The 19,470-nt window shown below is 43.4% G+C and carries 13 protein-coding genes; 3 read left to right on the top strand and 10 right to left on the bottom strand.

Annotation, left to right across the window (positions count from 1 at the left end):
• Positions 1-76 precede the first annotated feature (76 nt).
• The 3 genes from FTV88_RS10485 to FTV88_RS10475 form a co-directional block, all read right to left on the bottom strand.
• A complete protein-coding gene (locus FTV88_RS10485; protein WP_153725574.1) occupies positions 77-2,761 on the bottom strand; it encodes a PAS domain-containing hybrid sensor histidine kinase/response regulator in 2,685 nt (894 codons plus the stop codon).
• Between the two features lie 272 nt (positions 2,762-3,033).
• Positions 3,034-3,444, bottom strand: a complete 411-nt coding sequence (locus FTV88_RS10480) for a bacteriohemerythrin (protein ID WP_153725573.1) — start codon at positions 3,442-3,444, stop codon at positions 3,034-3,036.
• A 140-nt stretch (positions 3,445-3,584) separates the two neighbouring features.
• Positions 3,585-4,325: a hypothetical protein gene (locus FTV88_RS10475; protein ID WP_153725572.1), complete on the bottom strand. Its 741-nt coding sequence runs from the start codon at positions 4,323-4,325 to the stop codon at positions 3,585-3,587.
• Between the two features lie 225 nt (positions 4,326-4,550).
• On the opposite strand from FTV88_RS10475, the gene FTV88_RS10470 reads away from it, so the two are divergent.
• The 3 genes from FTV88_RS10470 to FTV88_RS10460 are packed head-to-tail and all read left to right on the top strand — an operon-like array spanning position 4,551 to position 7,772.
• Positions 4,551-5,015, top strand: coding sequence for a hypothetical protein (locus tag FTV88_RS10470; protein ID WP_153725571.1), 465 nt, complete (start codon positions 4,551-4,553; stop codon positions 5,013-5,015).
• A gap of 2 nt (positions 5,016-5,017) precedes the next feature.
• Entirely contained in the window at positions 5,018-7,312 is a 2,295-nt protein-coding gene (locus FTV88_RS10465; protein WP_153725570.1) for a heavy metal translocating P-type ATPase, read from the top strand.
• Positions 7,287-7,772: a hypothetical protein gene (locus tag FTV88_RS10460; protein WP_153725569.1), complete on the top strand. Its 486-nt coding sequence runs from the start codon at positions 7,287-7,289 to the stop codon at positions 7,770-7,772. The genes FTV88_RS10465 and FTV88_RS10460 overlap by 26 nt, the downstream gene beginning before the upstream one ends.
• A gap of 712 nt (positions 7,773-8,484) precedes the next feature.
• On the opposite strand, the gene FTV88_RS10455 is transcribed toward FTV88_RS10460, so the two are convergent.
• The 7 genes from FTV88_RS10455 to FTV88_RS10425 all read right to left on the bottom strand — a co-directional run bounded on the left by FTV88_RS10455 (position 8,485) and on the right by FTV88_RS10425 (position 19,182).
• Positions 8,485-11,583: an efflux RND transporter permease subunit gene (locus tag FTV88_RS10455; RefSeq protein WP_153725568.1), complete on the bottom strand. Its 3,099-nt coding sequence runs from the start codon at positions 11,581-11,583 to the stop codon at positions 8,485-8,487.
• A complete protein-coding gene (locus tag FTV88_RS10450; RefSeq protein WP_153725567.1) occupies positions 11,580-12,818 on the bottom strand; it encodes an efflux RND transporter periplasmic adaptor subunit in 1,239 nt (412 codons plus the stop codon). The genes FTV88_RS10455 and FTV88_RS10450 overlap by 4 nt, the downstream gene beginning before the upstream one ends.
• A 102-nt stretch (positions 12,819-12,920) precedes the next feature.
• Positions 12,921-13,463, bottom strand: coding sequence for a PadR family transcriptional regulator (locus FTV88_RS10445; RefSeq protein ID WP_153725566.1), 543 nt, complete (start codon positions 13,461-13,463; stop codon positions 12,921-12,923).
• A gap of 88 nt (positions 13,464-13,551) precedes the next feature.
• On the bottom strand, positions 13,552-15,822 hold the full coding sequence (locus FTV88_RS10440) for a heavy metal translocating P-type ATPase (RefSeq protein WP_497006441.1): 2,271 nt from the start codon (positions 15,820-15,822) through the stop codon (positions 13,552-13,554).
• 216 nt (positions 15,823-16,038) lie between these two features.
• Positions 16,039-17,313: a hypothetical protein gene (locus tag FTV88_RS10435; RefSeq protein WP_153725565.1), complete on the bottom strand. Its 1,275-nt coding sequence runs from the start codon at positions 17,311-17,313 to the stop codon at positions 16,039-16,041.
• A gap of 17 nt (positions 17,314-17,330) precedes the next feature.
• The gene (locus tag FTV88_RS10430; RefSeq protein WP_153725564.1) at positions 17,331-17,615 is read right to left on the bottom strand and encodes a hypothetical protein; all 285 of its coding nucleotides are present in this window, start codon (positions 17,613-17,615) and stop codon (positions 17,331-17,333) included.
• Positions 17,616-18,249: 634 nt separating this feature from the next.
• Positions 18,250-19,182: an alpha/beta hydrolase gene (locus FTV88_RS10425; protein WP_153725563.1), complete on the bottom strand. Its 933-nt coding sequence runs from the start codon at positions 19,180-19,182 to the stop codon at positions 18,250-18,252.
• Positions 19,183-19,470: the final 288 nt, after the last annotated feature.

The raw sequence follows: 19,470 nt of genomic DNA, 5'->3' as shown, positions 1-19,470 counted from the left end.
GAAGGGGCTTTCTTTCTTGAAGTTGAAGAAAACTATAAGATTTTACTTAAAAACGCTCGCGTAGGAGAAGTATGCTTTATTCAGTACAGTATTTATCTATCATGGCCATGATTTGTTGGACATTGACAGGCTTGCTTAGATAGTCATCCATACCTGCTTCCATGCATTTGATAGAATCTCCTGCCATGGCGTAGGCTGTTATAGCAACAATCGGTGTATGATTTTTTATGCCTTCCTTATCCCGAATCCTCTTGGTTGCTTCGTACCCGTCCATACCAGGCATTTGACAGTCCATAAAAATAATATCATATTTGTTTTGCTCATGGGCTTGCAGTGCTAGAAAACCGTTTTCGGCAATGTCACAGTGCAGATTTTTTTGCTTTAAGACTTTTGCAAAATACTCCATATTAATGCGATCATCTTCTACCAGCAAAATCTTCAGCCTCTTTGCATATTTTGCTTCTTCTACGGTGTGCCGAGTGATAAAAAGTTCTTTATCTCTTTTACTTTTTTTTTCGGCGCCAATCACCATGGTTAGACATTCTAGCAATTCGCTTCGCTTGTAAGGTTTGGTGAGAAATCCTGCAAAACCATTTTCTTTTGCTTTTTTTGCTTCACCAATGCTTGCAACAGAAGTAACTAGGATGAGAGGAATTTTTTTGGTCGATGGAATCACTTTTAAGGCTGTTGCTAATTCATGGCCATCCATTTCAGGCATATGATTGTCCGCAAGAATGGCATGATACTTTGCTGTCAGATCATTGCGAATCAACTTACTAAATGCTTCTGAGGCGCTGGCGGCTTCATGGACCATGCAACCAACTTCCTCAAGATAGAACTTGGCTATTTCACGATTGGCCGAAACATCATCTACGATTAGAATGCTTTTTCCTTGTAATATGGAATAGTCAGGGAGATCCTGTAGTTCGGCATTTTTGGCTTCTTTTAAGACTACTGTAAAGTAGAAGGTACTCCCTTCTCCTTCTACACTTGCAACGCCAATCTCTCCACCCATCATCTCAACAATTGTTTTACAAATGGAAAGACCTAAGCCAACACCGCCGTATTTTCTGGTTGAAGAAGTATCACCCTGGCTAAAAGGTTTGAAGAGCTTATTGATGGTTTCCGTAGACATGCCGATCCCCGTATCCCGTACTTTGAACAAAATCTCTACGTTTTCATCGTTTTTGCTATTCAGACCTGCTTCTACATAAATATCGCCTGCTTCAGTAAACTTTATGGCATTGCTCATTAAGATGGTAAGCGCTTGTTTTAAACGAGAAGGATCACCTTTGACCATCTGAGGAATATCAGATTTGACGAGAAGATTCAAATTAAGCCCTTGCTTGTACGCTTTTATACTAAAAGGAAGGACTGCTGATTCAACGGCCATGCGTAGATTGTATTCAATATCATCTAGTTCAAGGACACCTAGCTCTATTTTTGAAATGTTTAAGATATCATTAATTACATTCAGTAAGGTTTCGGAGGCAGAATTAATGAAAGTCATATATTCCTTTTGTTCTGCATTCAATCCACTTTCTTGGAGCAGATCCAAAAATCCTAGGATTCCATTGAGCGGTGTCCGAATCTCGTGAGACATATTGGCTAAAAATTGACTTTTGGCTATGTTCGCCGATTCAGCCTGTTCTTTCGCTTTAATTAAAGCTTCTTCGGTTTTTTTGCGTTCTGTGATCACTTCCGTATAAAGAATAATTCCGCCAATTTGCCCTTTAAGACCATACCAAGGTCGACATTCCCAACGCGTATATTCAACAGATCCATCGGACTTCTGAAATTGGTCTTCTTCTGAATGTACCACTTCTCCTGCTAAAGCGCGACGATGAATATCTCTCCATTTTTCTGAAGCCTCTTGTGTGATTTCATAATGATTCTTGCCAATAATATCTCTTCCCCACAAGCCATAGTCATCAATATAACGATCACTGACATACAAATACCGCATCTCTTTGTCATAGACAGCAATGGCGTTCGGAGCATATTGAATGATATACTGCAGTAAATTGTGCCAATATTCTAGATTTTTTTCGTAGTCGATTCGTTTGGTAATGTCTCGTGCAGCCGCATAGATCAAGTTGCCATAAGGCTGAGATCGCCATTCAATATAGCGGTAAGAGTTGTCTTTACAGCGGTAGCGATTCACAAAATTTAAGACCTGTTCTTGTGAATAGAGCTTTGACATAGCCTCTAAGGTTTTTTCTATATCATCAGGATGGACAAAGTCTAAGAATTTTTTTTGCCCTAGCTCTTCGGCGGTATAACCTAAGATGGATTCCCAAGCTTTGTTTACTTTTAAAAAATTGCCTTCTATATCAGCAATACAAAGCAGATCTAAATTAACAGAGAAAAAACGATCTAGCTCAACCAACCGAGTCATTTCTTGGGTTATATCTATAAAGTGGGTAATAAAGTAGCCCTTTTCTGGAACATAGACGTTTACTCTATACCATTTCTTTAGGGGTCTAGAGTATTGTTCAATTTGCCCTTTTTCTCCGCTCAACGATATATTTCCAAAGTAAGATATCCAATCAAATTCTCCATCTCTTAACTGTGGAAGTACCTCGGTAGCCCTTCTTCCAATCACATGCTCTACTTTTAGTCCTGTAAATATTTCAAAGGCACTATTTGCATCTAGAAATTCATAGTCACAGGGATTTCCATCTTTATCAACAATCGTTCTATGATAGGAGTAACCCATCGGCGAATTTTCAAGAACAGACCGATAGAAGCTATCTTGCACTTTATATCACCATCCCGTTTTCTAGCATCGTTATATCATATTCTTTTCTGCAATTCTTTATAGAGGGTATTTTTTCATCTATACTTTTCGACAGCTGTTTTTTATTTCCTCTTGTTTTTCCATCTTCTAAATTGCAGAATCAACGATTCCAAAAAAAAGATGAGCCCTTGCCGAGACCTGGCATAAGCTCATCTCATTATTATACTATAGTTTTTCGAAGGCGCTCTGGACTTTGTAACAGTTTTCTCCACGACTGTCCCATGAAAGGTTGTCTATTCTTCCTTTCTAATAGAAGCAGCCAGCTTTTTATCGAAGTCATGAATGTGGTTAACGAGCCACTCTACTAAGAGCAGTTGTAATGCATCGACGAGCTCTTTTCTTTCTTCTTCCGTAATCTCTTCTGTAGAAAAGCGGCGATGAAGTTCGTTAACTTGCAGTACAAAGTAATTGTGAGACTCTCTATGTTCAGCAAAATCATCATAAAGATATAAGATCATGTAGCTTTCTTCAGCGCCGAAATGTTCAATGACATAGGTGATTAAGTATTCGAAGGTGCTACGAATCATAGCTTCATCATTTACATTGACAGCAGAGAAGACTTCATTGACGCGATTGAAGAGTTCCTTATGCTGATTGTCAATAAAGTCTATCCCCGAGGTCAAGTCGTCGGTCCACCACAGCATGGGTGCTCCACTCCCTTTTACTTCTTTTCCTACTTCAAAATAATACAAGCAAAAGAACCCAGCAGCAACAAGAAAAATCGCAAACTGGGCTCTCTTTTTATATTGTATGCAATCTTACTAAGTCCCTACATGTGTTTGTTCTACATCGCATGGACCTGGCGATTCTCTTGAGCCAATAAAGCAAGTTGTTCATCATACCAGCTATATACAGCTTTTTGGAACTGCTGTTGCCACTGTTCCAGCAGGTGATGTCGCCAGCGATAGAGCAAACCATCGAAACGTTGTCTGAGTTGCTGGCGGTAACGCTCTTTTTCTTGATCATAAGAGCAATGATTGGCTTGGAGTAACAGCGTGCCGATACCAAGACTGCCGATACCTTGTTGAAGAAGATTTTTCCCCCATGCTGGCCAAGCCGTAGGAATAGCACCTTGTAGGGTTTGGTTCCAAAGTTGATTGTATTGTTTTTCGGCAAAACCTGTCATGAATAAAGTCATTTTCTGTTCTGTTAGAGCTTGCTTGATGGAAGCAGGATAGGGCAAAGTCGATGGTAATGTAAGGGTATCACCAAAAGGACAGGCGTGAATTCGATTCAAGTCAGAGCGAATCTCTTCTAGCAGTTGGTTCAAGTCGCTGAAGGTCGGTAACAAGGCCTCTTCTCGTTGTTTTACTAAAGAATAAGCACTTTCCGCTGCTTCTTCTATTTGGGACACCATTTTTTCACGCCATTTTTCTTCAAATTGCAGACAATGAACTCTAATAATAGAGGTTCCTTGTTGAAGGATTACTTTCGTTTTTGCTTCCAATGCTTTTTGCGGCGCTCTATGGTGACCTATGAAAAGGGGATTCTCCTTTTGTAAAGGAGTTGATAAAAGTGCCATCATAGTCACTCCTGACAGAAAACGATTTTCAGTATCATGATAATAAGATTTCTTGTTTTTGTCAATTGCTTTGTATAAAAAGATTTGTTTTATTATTCAAAAAATTTGAGAAGCATATAATTCTTTTTTATTCGATAGTTTGTTACATTCTTCGCTTTACTTTTTTGACAAATATTTATATACTTAAATCGGATGTGATATCTGTTATCATATGAGGAGGTATTTTCCATGAATCAAGGAAACAATTCTAACTCCAATGGCTACCGCAAGCATCTCTATTCTCTCTTAAGCAACAAAGGCACGAAGGGATTTGCCTTAGGTATAGGTGCTACTGTTGCTGTTGCTGCCCTTCTCCCTACTGTGTCCAAGGCGCTCCGCCCACTGGCTGTCCAAGCTGCCCAAGGGGCTATTAACTTATCGGAAAAAGCACTTAGCAAAGGTGTTCAGTTAAAAGAAAACATTGAAGATATTATGGCAGAAGCCCAGTATAAGCATCATGTGGAAAAAGAAGTTGCCGCTCAGAAAGCGGAAGAAGCATCAAGTGCAGCCCAGTCGCCCCAAGAAACTGCCTCTGCAGAAGCCGCTGCTACTGTAACTTCTGCTAGCAAAGCGGAATCGAATCTATCTGAAGTCGCTTCTATTTCCGATCTTACGCCTACAAATGGGAAAAAGAACGACCAAAGCGAGTCTTAGGTATGGTAACAGTCGTACATCACCTACCCGGAAGAGTTCGACTGGCCGTACAAGGATTGCAAGGGCATCGATTCCGTTTCATGGCCTGCGCTCTTGAAGAAGCTTTCTCTACTGATAGCCGAGTCAAAAAAATATCGGCTAGTGCTGCTTCTGGTAATGTATTACTTCTCTATGATCCTGCTTTGCTGTCCATAGAGGAGATTAGAGAAAAGCTACTCTCAACGTATCAGCAAAAGCGTGAACTTCTTCAACCAAAATCTCCTAAAAGTTCTAGCCCTGATCAAAGCGAGCAGTCATCTACAAACTCAGAAGGCCTTGAGAGTGAAAGTCTTTGTAAAACTTCAGTTTGCCGCCCCATTGCAGAGCCCGAAGATCTTCCACTCAAAACCCAAATTAAACAATCCCTGATCACAGGTGCCATCTTGCTCTGGGTTGGTGTCAAGAGAATTATCCTAGGTCCATCTCTATTGTCAGCCAATCGCACCGTACATACTGTTTCTGCTGTAACAACCATTGTAGCTGGCTACCCGATTTTGCGAAGTGGACTTAGCGCCCTAAGTGGTAAAAAGATCAATAACGATCTGTTAATTGGCATGGCCACACTTGTGTCGTTGCTATTACGAGAAAGCGTAACAGGCCTTGTCGTCGTTTTCCTTGTCAATTTATCGACTCTTTTTCAAACATTAACATTGGAGCGTTCTCGCCGTGCCATTCGCGACTTGCTGGCCGTGCAAGAAGAGAAATCCTGGGTACTACGCAATGGTGTGGAAGTTGAAATACCGGTAAAAGAGATTGTTCCTGGCGACGTTGTTATTTTGCAACCTGGTTCCAAAATTCCAGTCGATGGCCAAGTGCAGGAAGGACAAGCTGCTGTCAATGAGTCTATGATGACAGGTGAATCCATGCCTCGTATGAAACAGCCTGGCGATGACGTTTTCAGTGGCACCGTAGTAGAGACAGGCCATCTTCGCGTTCTCGCACTAAAAGTAGGCGACGACACGGCTTTGGCTCGAATTATTCACTTGGTGGAAGACGCGAGAAGCCATCGTGCACCCATTCAGAACTTTGCCGATCGTTTTTCTGAACGCTTTGTTCCTTTCTCTTTCTTATTGGCTCTTGTCGTGTTCCTCTTTACACGCGATTTCCGTAGAGCCATGACCATGCTGATTATCGCATGCCCTTGTGCTGTGGGCTTGGCGACTCCGACTGCTGTCAGTGCCGCTATGGGCAACGGTGCTCGCCGTGGCATCTTGATTAAAGGAGGCCACTATTTAGAAGAGGCGGGCTCTGTTGATACTGTTCTTTTCGACAAAACAGGTACCCTCACAGAAGGTCGCCCCCGTGTAAGCCGCATCATCAGCTTGCACGATGACTATGGTCCTGAAGATGTACTTGCCCTTGCTGCATCTGGTGAATTGCACTCTAACCATCCACTCGCTCTTGCAGTCGTAGAAAAAGCCCGTGAAATGGAACTGGTTCTGCCCGATCATACGGACGATGAAGTCATTATTGGCCATGGTATTCGTGTACTGATCGATGGCAAACCTCTGCTAGTAGGCAGTGGTCACTGGATGGATGATGAAGGCATCGAACGCAGTCATGGTGATTTTGAAGCGAACAGAATGCATAGCCTTGGGGAAACGGTTCTTTATGTAGCACGAGAAAAAACACTGATCGGCCTGATCGGTATTGTCGATACACTACGAGTTCGATCAAAAGAAACGATTGATCTGCTTTACGCAGAAGGAATTCAGAACGTAAGCATTATTAGTGGTGACAATCCGGAGACCGTTTCTATCATTGCTCGTCAATTGGGTGTGCCTCTTCATCATGGAAGTCTAATGCCAGAAGATAAAGTAGATATTATCAAAAACTATCAAGCCCAAGGTTACAAAGTAGTCATGGTTGGTGAAGGTGTCAATGATTCTCCGGCTCTCGCCACCGCCGACGTAGGCATTGCCATGGGGCAAGCAGGCAGTGATGCCGCCATTGAAACGGCACCGATTGTACTACAAGGTGACGACCCTACCAAAGTCGTTCAACTTATTATTTTAAGTCGAAGAACGATGGAAGTAATTCGCCAGAACTTTGCATTTGCTGTAGGAATTAATGCTACAGGGATTCTTCTTGGTGCGCTGAACATCATCTCTCCTCTCACTGGCGCTTTGCTTCATAACCTGAGCACCTTAGGCGTTGTCTTGAACTCAGGTCGCTTACTTCTCTATCCCTTAGAGATAGAAGGAGGTCGCAAAGAGCTAGGAGGTGTTCCTCTTGTCAAGTTGGAAGATCCTGCATAAGATTCCCGGAAGAATTCGTCTGCAAATTCTTCACCCTTATCCACCAGAAGAGTGGCAAAAACGCTTTGATTGCATAGAAGAACAAATCGGAGTCCTATCTTTGGATTATAGCTCCCTGACCAGAACAGTACTGATTCATTACAATCCGAAAGCGATTGCGGAAGAACAAGTACTGGCACCTTTGTCAGCGTCTAGGGAAGTTCTTGCTATTGAAAATGTAGCAGCAAGGCCCGTTTCAGTAACTTTGTTAAAAACAAGCGCTTTGGTTCTCGTCATTGCCGCCCATCGCAAACTATTTCGATTGCGGATAAAGAATGTTCTCTGGTGGGGTATTGTTGCTTATCTATTGAGAAAGCATTATCCGATTATTCGCGCACGCTTGCGAAAGCTGGGGCTTATAGAGCCTTATCATCCTAGACCGCGCAAAGCTTTGCCATCTCATACTGGGCTCTCTTCTTAAGAAAACTTCCATGCATTTTATGATGTAGCTCTCCTACTACGGTCTAGATAAAAGCAAAAAAAGCCCTTGTCTTTACATTTACAGACAGGGCTTTTTTGCTTGCTATGCTATGGTTATAGTTATTATTTTCCGATCGATATCTTCTATCTATTTTTAAGATTTGCCTATATGCATGGGGTTAGTCCGCAAATAGCTACCCTGTGGTAGGGTCAGTCGTTATGAATTCCTTCCGAACGGACTCATCCCACGCCATGAGCGGCAGCAAGCTGCCGATGGCTGAGGTCTGAAGTCCTCTCTCCAGGAAGTCATAACGCCTGACCCAGATACATCTTGCTGGTTGTGACTGAGTTTTGGCCTATTGCAAATACAAAAACAATAAGCAGTTGCATATACATCGCAGAAAGTTGCGCAAAGCAATGTCAACGGAAAGTAACAATCAGCAAAAACCTTCTGGGACTGGGCATCACGCTTTCCGTAGCGGGACTTGGGACCTCAGCTGTCGCCAGCTTGCTGGCGGTAACAGCGTGGGACCAGTCCAGAGCGGAGGAAAGCGTGATGACCTGGCCCCTGCACGAAGTAACCCCAACGTAATCAGGAAAAGCTGATTTTCATCACTGGTTGTGCTCAGACGGGCATAACTGGTTAGCATAAAAAAATCCGCCAGACCTCTCCATAATGAAAAGTCTGGCGGATAAGCAAATCCTACACTTTCCTACATAGACACTCCCGAACTATCTTTCTTCACTTCTCGATAATCTTTACGATTGCGCACTCGATCAAGCAAGATATAGAAAGAAGGTAGCAACATTAAGGTAAGCATGGTAGAGAAGAAAAGACCGGAAATAATGGCTACAGCCATAGGCTTAAAGAGTACATCGCCGCTAATGACCAAAGGCATTAGACCTGCAATGGCAGTAAAGGAAGTAAGCAAGATGGGACGTAGCCGCGCTTCACAAGCCGTTATCACTGCTTGATCTAAAGGCATGCCCTCTCGTCGTGCCGATTCAATGAACTCAACAAGAATGATGCCGTTGCGAACAACGATACCAGATAAACTCATGGCGCCCATGAGCGTCATAAAACCAAGGGGCGTCTGGGTGATAAATAGACCCAAGAGACTACCCGCAAAAGCTAAGAAAATTGTACTTAAGATGAGCAAGGGCAAGGTCAAGGAGTAAAACTGTAAGGCCATCAAGATGATGATCAAAAAGACAACGACGATGAAAAGCTGGAAAATCTCTACGAAGACGTCGGTCTGTTCCGACGTTTCTCCGGCAATTTCATAGCGATAGCCTGGCGGAAATTGCATCTGTTCTAACTGAGGTAAGATTTCACTCATCACTTCTGTAGCCGTTCGATCGCGTACATCGCCTGTAATCGTAACAGCACGAGAAAGATTGTAGCGATAAATCGATGATAGGGCAAAGTCAGGTTCTACTTTTGCAATCTGATAGATGGGAATCTGTTCCCCTCGGCTATTAGGAACCGTAAGATGCTGAATGGCTGTAACAGGATCTTGACCTTCTCGATCGCTGAATAAGACGATATCGATCATTTCTTGTCCCGTGTCAAATTCGCTGACTTTGATACCTTCACTAACTAAGCGAATCGTTCTTGATAGATCGCTTTCATGAACCATAAGATGGTTCATCTGATTGCGGTCTACATCAAAGTATAAAGCATAGCGCTCGATGCCAAAGGTATCTTTGATATCGAAAGTGCCTCTTGTGTTTTTGATAATTTCTTGGATCTCTAGGGAAAGACTGCGCAGTGTTTCAATATCATCACCAAAGAGACGAATCGACACAGGCGCTCCGACGGGCGGTCCTGCCATAAGCTCTTCCGGTACGACAGCAGCATAAGGGAACATTTTTTCTAGTTCCTTTTCCCACTGGCGCACCAATGCAGACGTAGAGACATCATCGTAAACACGTACAACAATTTGTCCTGCATTGTCGCCACCACCTTCACCAGTATCACCAGAGAACATCTTCGGTGCTACGGAACCAGCGTAAGCGGCTACCAATCGGACGCCAGGCTGTTCGATGATCCAGTTACTTGCTTCTTTCATAATATTCTCTGTCTCTTCCAAGCTCGTACCAACAGGTGCGCGAACATTGACAATCAATTCAGTACGATCGTCAATGGGAAAAAGCTCAATGGGTGTAAACACAACAAGACCGTAAGAGATGGCACCGACTAAAAGACCCACTGTTGCAGTTCTCTTAGGATGACGAACCAAGACAGGCATCAATTGATTGGCATACCATTTGGACAACCTTACTACTTTGTCACCCAAGATACCAGGCGCTTTGCGCTCATAGCTCGTACCTCTTTTGGCCACTTCTCTTGACTCGTACCACTGACGGAAAATAGGTACAACAGAAAGAGATAGAATCATAGACGAAAGCATGGCCAATATAATAATCACGGGAACTGGTTTGATAAAGTTGCCAATATTGCCGGTCAAAAAGAGGAGTGGACCAAAGGCGCAAATGGTTGCTAAGTTGGCTGTAAAAATAGAAATAGAAACTTCTTTGGCGCCGTTGACAGCAGCCCGTTCAGGACTTTCCTTAAATACAGTTAAGCGACGTTCTATGTTGTCATTCACAACGACAGCATCATCGATCAATATACCGAGAACGATAATAAAGGCAATAAAAGAAATCTGGTTGAGCGTAATACCTAAAGTGCCAAGAGGAATGAAAGCCATCGATAAGGCCACTGGAATGGCCATGGCTACCACGAAAACAGAAGGCAAGTTCATGCCGAGCATACAGACAAGCATAACGGCAATGACAGCAAAGACGAGAGAGCGGGTTAATTTAGTAAAGAGCTCATCGACTCGCTCTTTTTGCGAATAGACCGACTCCAATTGCGCCCAGTTGGGTAGATCTCCTTCTAATTGGGCCATCATTGTATCGATATGTCTTTGCAACGTTGGAATGTCGCTGCCATATTCACCGCTAATGCTTAGGCTTACAGCAGGCAAACCGTTATGATAGGCCAGTACAGAAGGTTCTTCTGTTGTTAAGGTAATATTGGCAATATCATGTAAGTAGATAGGCATCCCTGCTGCTGTACGCCAGACTAGGACATGGTTGAATTCCTCTACATCTTTGATGTCTGATAGAATCAGTTCATATACGCGCCGGTTCGTCTTTACTTCACCAAGAGGAACTGTTTCATTGACATTTTGTACAGCTGATAAAACGGCGCCCCAAGGAATGCCGAAGTTATAGATTTTTTGCATATCCAAGGTAATATGGACTTCTTCATCGGGCAAGCCTGTTATGGTTACGTTCGATACATTGGGCAACGTCCGCAGTTGATCGCGCCAACTACGCAAAGTGTCTCGTAAAGTATAAAGTTCATCACGAGTCGCTGCCGTGATGTTATAGGTTTGTACATAGATTCTGTTCAGATCGTCATTGATAATCGATTGATGCGCCTCAGCGGGTAAATCTCGCTCGGCGTCTCGTACTTTGTTGCGCAGTTCATCGAACTTTGTTTTCGGATCTTCATCGGGATTTAATTCTACAACAATGGATGAAACACCAGGCATGGAGTTAGAGAAAACGTACTTGATTCCTTGAATTTCGTTGATTCGCTCTTCAATCTTTCGTGTTACGGCTTGCTCTACTTTTTCAGGGTGGGCCCCTGGATAGGGTGTCGTTACCGTCGCAATGGTAACAACTACATCAGGGCTTTCCTGCCGTGGCGTTTGGGCAAAAGAAAGGATGCCTAGCATGAGTAGCATGGCGAAGAAAAACAAGGTGATTTTTCGCTTTTTAATGATATATTCTATCACGATTCTTCACCTGCTTGTTCTAAAGGAACCACCTCATCACCGTCAAATAGTTGATCCACTCGGGTAATGATGACTTGATCTGTTTCTGTAAGACCACCTTCAATGGCATAGTGGTCGTTGAATAAATTACCTATCTGAACAATCCTTTTTACAGCACGACCTTCTTCATAGACAAAAACATAAGGTTCTTCACCGCGACGAACGACGGCTTGAACAGGCACCCAGATAGCTTCGCGAGTCTCTAGTGCTTTAAAAACTTTTACGACTTGACCGGCGTACCAGTCTAATTCTAGATTGGAAAGCCAGACTTCTACGCCAATGGTTCCGGCAGAAGCATGGGTTGCCGGATAGATAAAGCGCACTGTACCTTTGCGTTCTTCTCCATACAACGTGAGCGTTACTGTTTCACCGACCTGCCATTGCTGAATCTCTCGATCAGGTACAGAGAGAACTGCTTTTAATTGATCGATTTTACCAATGCGATAGATGGGTGTTCCAGCACTCACCAATTGACCTTCTGATGTCAGGCGACTGATCACAGTGCCTGCAAAAGGCGCTCGTAATTGAGTTTTTTCATAAGCTAAGCGAGCTCTTTCTTCGCGTGCAATCGTTTGATCTAAGACGGCGCGGTTCATATCCCGAACTTCACTGCGAGCTCCTGTAAGTATGTTATTGTGACTTTGTAAAGCGATTTCATAATCATTTTTGGCTGCTATGTAACGAGTCTGGCCAATTTCGAAATCGCTGCGAGAGAGAGCACCGCTTTCGTAAAGCACTTCCATCCGCTCAAAGTCTGCCTTGCTTTTTTCGTAGTTGGCTCGCGCTTTTTCCAGCATCGCTTCTGACTGCGCTCGCTCAAAGCTTGTGGCACCTGTCTCGATTTGCTCTAGATTGGCCTCTTGCTGCCTCCGTTGTGCTGTGGCTGCTGCTAGTTCTAAAGCGTAATCGGAACTATCGAGTCGAGCTAACACAGTGCCCTGGTTGACTCGATCTCCTTCTTTCATAAGCAGATCAAGAATTCGGCCTCCTACTTCAAAGGCAATAGCGGCTTCTTCTAAAGGCTCTAAAGTTGCTGAAAGCTCTCGATAGGATTGTTGTAACGTCTTCTCAACAGGCTGTACTTCCACCAAAACGGCCAAAGTATCTACGCTGTCATTTTGATTACCACATGCTGTTATTCCTAACGCCATAAGCACAACCAGCGTTAGAAGGGTTAGTTTTTTGATAGCAAGCAAAAATGCTCACTCCTATCTTTCTACACTATAATGGGGTAACTTGTTGCTGGGGCATGGTTATTTTGCTTTCCTTCGCTATTAACAACTGCGCCTAGGGATTCTTTAAGAAGAATGGGAGAACTTTTCCCGAGCTTCCTTCAATGATTCGAGAAAGATTCGATTGATCTTAATCCCTAATTCCCAACAGAAAAGCTGTCCCTCATTCCACTGATCAGACCTTTGAATCGTTTCTTCGAGTCGCTGTAGCGTTATTTTCGTTTGTTCAATTTCTTGATCAATCCATTTTACAAGCTCTTCTGAAGTGATGTATTGGTTAAAATAAAGCCTCATAAAAAAGTCAAAACGAATCATCTTTTGCTCTAAGGGGCTCTTTAGATAATCGTAAAAAACTTCTTTCCCTTTTTCCGTGATGGCATAGACGTTTTTACTCGGCTTTCCTTCTTGGTGAATTACTTCTTTCGTTATGTACTTTTCCTTTTCCATTTTGTTTAAAGTCGGATATATTGTACCGAAAGTAGCGACGAAAAAATCTGGAAAAAGACTCTCAAACTCTTGCTTGATCTCATAGCCAGTCCTGGCTTTTTCCATCAAAAGCCCAAGTATAACATCTTGTCCTTTCAATCCTTCACCTACTTTCTCTGTCATTGTTGATACGCATATTAACAATATTCATATCAACATTCTTACTATAACAGCTTTGATAACCTTGTCAAGACAGAAAAAACCCCGCATTTTAAGAATGCGAGGTTTCTGTCTTTTCAAAGCTATCAGGCCCATATCCAAGCAAACGTAAGCTGTTAAGAGTCACGAGGATGGTAGCACCCATATCAGCCAGTATCGCCAACCAGAGGGTGAGCCAGCCGGGAAAGACAGCCAAGACTGCAATGACTTTAATCGCAATGGAGAAGGTGATATTTTGGCGAATAATGGTCATGGCTTTGCGACTTAATGCAATCGCATAGGGAAGCTTGGTTAGATCGTCTTTCATCAAAACAATATCTGCTGTTTCTAAAGCCGTGTCCGTGCCGGCACCGCCCATAGCGATGGCTACAGTAGATCGCGCAAGAGCTGGTGCATCGTTAATTCCGTCACCAACCATGGCGACTTTGCCATGTTGGGCCATGACTTTTTCTAAAGCTTCCACTTTTTCATGAGGCAAAAGCTCTGCCTGATAGTGCTCAACACCTGATTGCGCTGCAATGGCTTTGGCTGTCGCAGGGTTGTCACCGGTAAACATATATATTTTTTTTATTCCTAAAGCTTTCAACCTTTGTAAGGTTGCTGCACTGCTTGATCTTACTTCATCGGCTACGGCTACAATGCCTAAGATAGTTTTTTCATCGCCTACAAGCATTGCTGTTTTACCTTCTGCTTGTAACTTCTCAACAATCTCTTCGATCACTACATTATGATGAATGGCTCGATCTGAAGATAAGTTCGCTCTTTCCTTTAAGAGACCTTTTTCTGCAAAGAGCTTGCGATTGCCAATATAGATGGTTCTACCTCGCACGGTCCCGACTGCACCTTGACCTGGTAGAGCTTTAAAATCGTTGACTTCTTCTAAAGATAGACCTTTGTTATGAGCAGCTCTTATAATCGCTTTGGCTAAAGGATGTTCCGAAGGACTTTCTACAGAAGCGGCAAGTTGGAGTAGTTCTTTTTCTTGTAGCGAACCAAAGGCAATTGTATCGGTGACAACAGGTTCTCCCCCTGTTAAGGTTCCTGTCTTATCAAAAGCGATGGCTTTAAGAGCGCCTACTTCTTCTAGATAAAGGCCTCCTTTGATTAACAAGCCATGGTTGGCGCCTTTGCTAATAGCACTAACAATGGCAACGGGTGTTGAGACAACAAGGGCGCAGGGGCAAGCTACGACGAGCAAAGCCAGGCCTCGATAGATCCAAGCACTCCATTCTAGGCCCCAAAAAAGTGGTGGAACCACTGCAATCAGGAGCGCCAAGGCCATCACAATGGGTGTATAAACAGCGGCGAAACGTTCTACAAAAGCTTGGGCCGGTGCTCTTTTGGTTTGCGCTTCTTCGACGAGATGAATAATTTTAGCAATGGTACTATCTTGCACCCGTCTGGTCACTTTCACTTCTAAGGCACCATGACTGTTTAAAGTTCCAGCAAAAACTTCATCACCAGGTCCTTTTTCAACGGGCACCGATTCCCCTGTAATAGCAGCCTCTTGAAGGGCTGACTGACCTTTGATAATCCGCCCATCCATTGCAATTTTTTGCCCTGGAGCAATCATCATAATATCTCCCAGGCGAATTTCTTCAACGGGAATCTCTATATCGACTTTTTGCGAACAGCCGCGCCGAACTGTGGCGACTTTTGGCGACAAGTCCATCAATTGACGAATCGATCGTCGCGATCGATCCATGGTCCAGCCTTCAAGCATTTCAGAAAGGGCAAATAAAAAGGCAACGGTAGCGCCTTCTTCCCACTGCCCGATGGCCACGGCCCCTAAGACAGCAATGGTCATCAGAACGCTCATGTTAAATTGAAGCTTGGGTAGCGATCGAGAGGCTTTCATAAAGTTGCCCCAACCACCGAATACAAGGGCTGTCAAAAAAGCGCCAATGGCTAGCCCTTCAGGGCCTGCCGTCCATTCTGTTACAAAGCCAAGGGTAAGAAAAAAACCAGAGAGGATCAGTCGAATTTTTCTCCAATCTCTTGACTTTTCTATCGACGCTCCTTCCGTCGAAGCATGGGCGGTGCTCGCTCTTCTGTGCTTATAGATTCGATAGTTCTCATGGGCCCCAAGCTTTTGAATCGCTTCTAGATCAACTCTTCCTTCTATGGTTAGGCGACCTGTCACAGCATTAAGACCTGCTTTTTCTACACCAGGCAATGCTTGCACATGTTTTTCAAAGGTACGTGCACAGTCCATACAAGTAATGCCGTCAACTTGTAGAATTTCTGGCTCTGTCATTGATGTAGCAGCTTTCGTTGATGCTGTTGTTGTGATTGACGAAGCTTTCGTTGTTGTAGTTGCCACATTTTTCCCTCGCTTCCTTTAGGGCTCTTCTGCAAAGCTTCTTAGAACTACATATGAACATTCATTCATATATAGTGTATGACTTAATTTGGTGTCTTGTCAATCATAAAAAAAGACAGAACGGCTGAAGGTGTAACCATTTTGTTCACCTTCAGCCGTTCTGTCTTTCAACAGTGCTATCGCTGCTTTTATTCACTGAATATACAGGCAACTCTCTTACAAATTATTTAAGTTAGTCATAACTTCTTTTTGAATCTGATAGTTCTTTTTGTAATTTCCATAGTTTTTTTGAACCTTTTGGTTCAATTCTTGCGCTTCTTGCCGACGTAGCTCGCTATAGTCGTAATCACCATAAAGGTAAAGAGTTCCTGCCCTCTCCATAAGGTCACAATAGTAAACCGCATCAGTAAGCAATCGGTTTAGTTGGGTTTTTAACTCTTCTAATCCCGCCGGTGCTGGCACACCATTGAGCTCATCACGAATGGATTGACGAACTCTTTTTGCTTCTTCTATGGTAGCGTAATAATCATACCAAGGAACTTCACCACCGCGGAAAAGGTTCAGTGCATGCTCTAGATCTGTTTTTGCACTATCCCAGCGTTGTTGGATCCCATCAAGACGGTCAAAAAAAGCCTGATTCTTTTCTAGTTTTTCTAGTTTTTCTTTGTATATTTTCCGCTCTTCTTCCACATAGAGAGCAAGCTGGTTTGTAATACTGACGAAATCAGTAGTATGAAACCTTTGGTTGGACGGAAGCTGTACATTGCTAGAGAGCTCTTTCGACTCTATGATCGTGCCATAAAGTCGATCGATGATTCTATCTGTTTCTTGATTCAGAGGGTTTTGAAGCACCATTATGATATCTTGAAAAATAATTTTTTGTAGTTCTAACAGTTCCCTTATGTTTTGGTGAAAACTTTGATAGTTCTTTGGAGGCGTTACTGCCTCGGTTCTTTCTTGTAATTGCTGAATCCTGTTCATCTCACCTTCTAAGCGACTATTGAGCATTTCAACTGTCATGCCCCTTGAACGCTCTCGTAGGCTTTCTTGCAAAATCGTCGCAAAAGCGCTTTGGATAGAGCGATGCTCCGTAGCAATTTTTTCTATATTGCTTACGTATAGAGCTTCTCTCTTTTTTTCATTGTTATAGTTAAATAGAAGAATGGTCGCAGCAATAACAATAATAAAGCCTACAGCAAAGAGAGGTAATAGCGCTTTGTTCGCTAAAAAAACTTTCTCCCAAATGCTTTTTGACGATTCCGTGTCAGACGCTTCCGTATTAGATGAAGAAATCGGTGCTTGCAACGCTATCGCTTCTGATTCAGCTTTTTCCACTCTTTTACTTTCAGCCAAATTCTCAGTTACTTCTTCAGTTACTGCCTCTTCAGTTGCTGTCACTTTTACCTTTTTCTCTGTAGGTGCTTCCTCCGTTACCTCTTCGCCTACTGTCTCTGCTGCCTTTTTCTCTGTAGGCGCTTCCTCCGTTACCACTTCGCTTGCTGTCTCTGCTACCTTTTCTCTGTAGGTGCTTCCTCCGTTACCTCTTCACTTGCTGTCTCTGCTACCTTTTTCTCTGTAGGTGCTTCCTCCGTTGCCTCTTCACTTGCTGTCTCTGCTGCCTTTTTCTCTGTAGGTGCTTCTGTCGCTTCCTCTATGCCCTCCTTTCTATCTTCCCCTGCATTTTCCGTTGTAGCTTGATCATTACCTACCTCATTCCCATGCGTGCAAAAGGGACATTGGTCATTTTCTGTAAATTCAGCACCACAAAAAGGACAAACTTTCTTTTCTGTCATAAGGCCCCCTTTCTAGTACCCAGATGATCACACTCTATAACCCCAGTGGTTCTTATTTAAGATATTTATTGATACTATCCGATAGAAGAGGTCAAAAAAAGAAAAAAGCAGGATCTTCTCCTGCTTACATAATTCTATAACCTTTTTATACGGATAATAGCGTGACCTTTTAGAGGGGCCAGGTCATCACGCTTTCCTCCGCTCTGGACTGGTCCCACGCTGTTACCGCCAGCAAGCTGGCGACAGCTGAGGTCCCAAGTCCCGCTGCGGAAAGCGTGATGCCCAGTCCCAGAAGGTTTTTGCTGATTGTTACTCCCGTTGACATTGCTTCGGGCAACTTTCTACTATATATACGCAACGGCCTATTGTATTTGCAATGCAATAAGCCAAAACTCAGTCACAACCAAGAAGATGTATCTGGGTCAGGCGTTATGAATTCCTGCAGAGAGGACTTCAGACCTCAGCCATCGGCAGCTTGCTGCCGCTCATGGCGTGGGATGAGTCCGTTCGGAAGGAAATCATAACGCCTGACCCCACCACAGAGTAGCTATTTTCGTACTCCCCCCATGCCCGGTCGGGCACAACCAAAGATGAAAATTGCGTGGCAAACGAAACATCCCCGTGACACGTGACACTATTCACAGCCTGACGACGACGTCACTTCATCCAAAAAAGTGACCACTTCCCGTACATAAGTTTCACGATCTTGTTGATAAGCACCCACATGGCCGGCCTCAGGAAAGATGACCAAGCGAGCCAATTCAACACCCACCGCATTGGCGATTTCAACAGCATTCTCGTAAGGAATCACCTGATCAGCATCACCATGAAGTAAGAGAAGAGGCACTTTATATTGACCGGCCACGGCAACAGGACTTACTTTTTCCGGTTGTAAGCCAGTAACGACCGGAATGGTCTTCATAATGATCCAGTTAAAGGGGAAAGCAGGCAAGTCAGTCCAGACAGGCAAATTTTTTCGCATATACTGTGTCAAGTCTGCAAAAGGGCTGTCAGCAATAACAGCGATAACCCTCTCATCGGTAGCACCTGCAAGAATGGCCGTGGCCGCTCCCATGGAGAAACCATGCAATACAACCTCTTGATCTCTATCTCGCTGCAATACAAAGTCAATCGCTCCTAGTAAGTCTTGCACTTCATAAAGACCAACAGAAGTTTGATCGCCTGTCGATTCTCCAGAATTGCGAAAATCAAAAAGCAAGACGTTGTACCCTGCTTGCAAAAGATCTCTCGCCAGTGCTAGGGCGGGTAGATCCATCTGCAGGCGATTCATCCCATAGCCGTGGGCGAAGATAACCGTTTGCTTGCATTCTTCTTCTTTTCCTGATGTTAATAGCCAACCTCGCAGCATTTCCTGTTCATCACGGCTCTGAAATTCTACACTTTCGTAATTGAACAACTCTACAAGGTCATGCTCAATAGGCTTTCGCTCTGGCTGTGTCAAGGCCAGGCCCACTTGTACACCAATGTAAAGAAAGCCTGAAATAACAATAAAAAGTACAACCACGAGACTTCCTAAAAGCCAAGGCAGGGCACTCGTACGGATCATTGAGAAGATTCACCTACTTTTCTCTTTATTCTATTTACTCTATTTTCTCTCATTTCAATCCAATCTTTTATGGAACTGGGCATAAGCAAAGCTTTGCTGGTGGGCTCTTTCTTTAATGGCTCTTTCTCATGGACTATTTGTATGCTTTATTCTTCTTCTTTGTACTTTCCCCTGCAAAAAGCTTACAATTTGGTGGTTGAAAAGATTGATAAAAATCCTGAATGATTTGCACCGAAAGCCAATATGGTTTATACTATTTTTATGTGTGTCAAACTATTTCATGTGAAG

This window comes from Heliorestis convoluta, from assembly GCF_009649955.1.
Classification (GTDB): Bacteria; Bacillota; Desulfitobacteriia; order Heliobacteriales; family Heliobacteriaceae; genus Heliorestis; species Heliorestis convoluta.
Note: the sequence above shows the minus strand (reverse complement) of the source record. Positions and strands in the feature narration are given on the sequence as shown.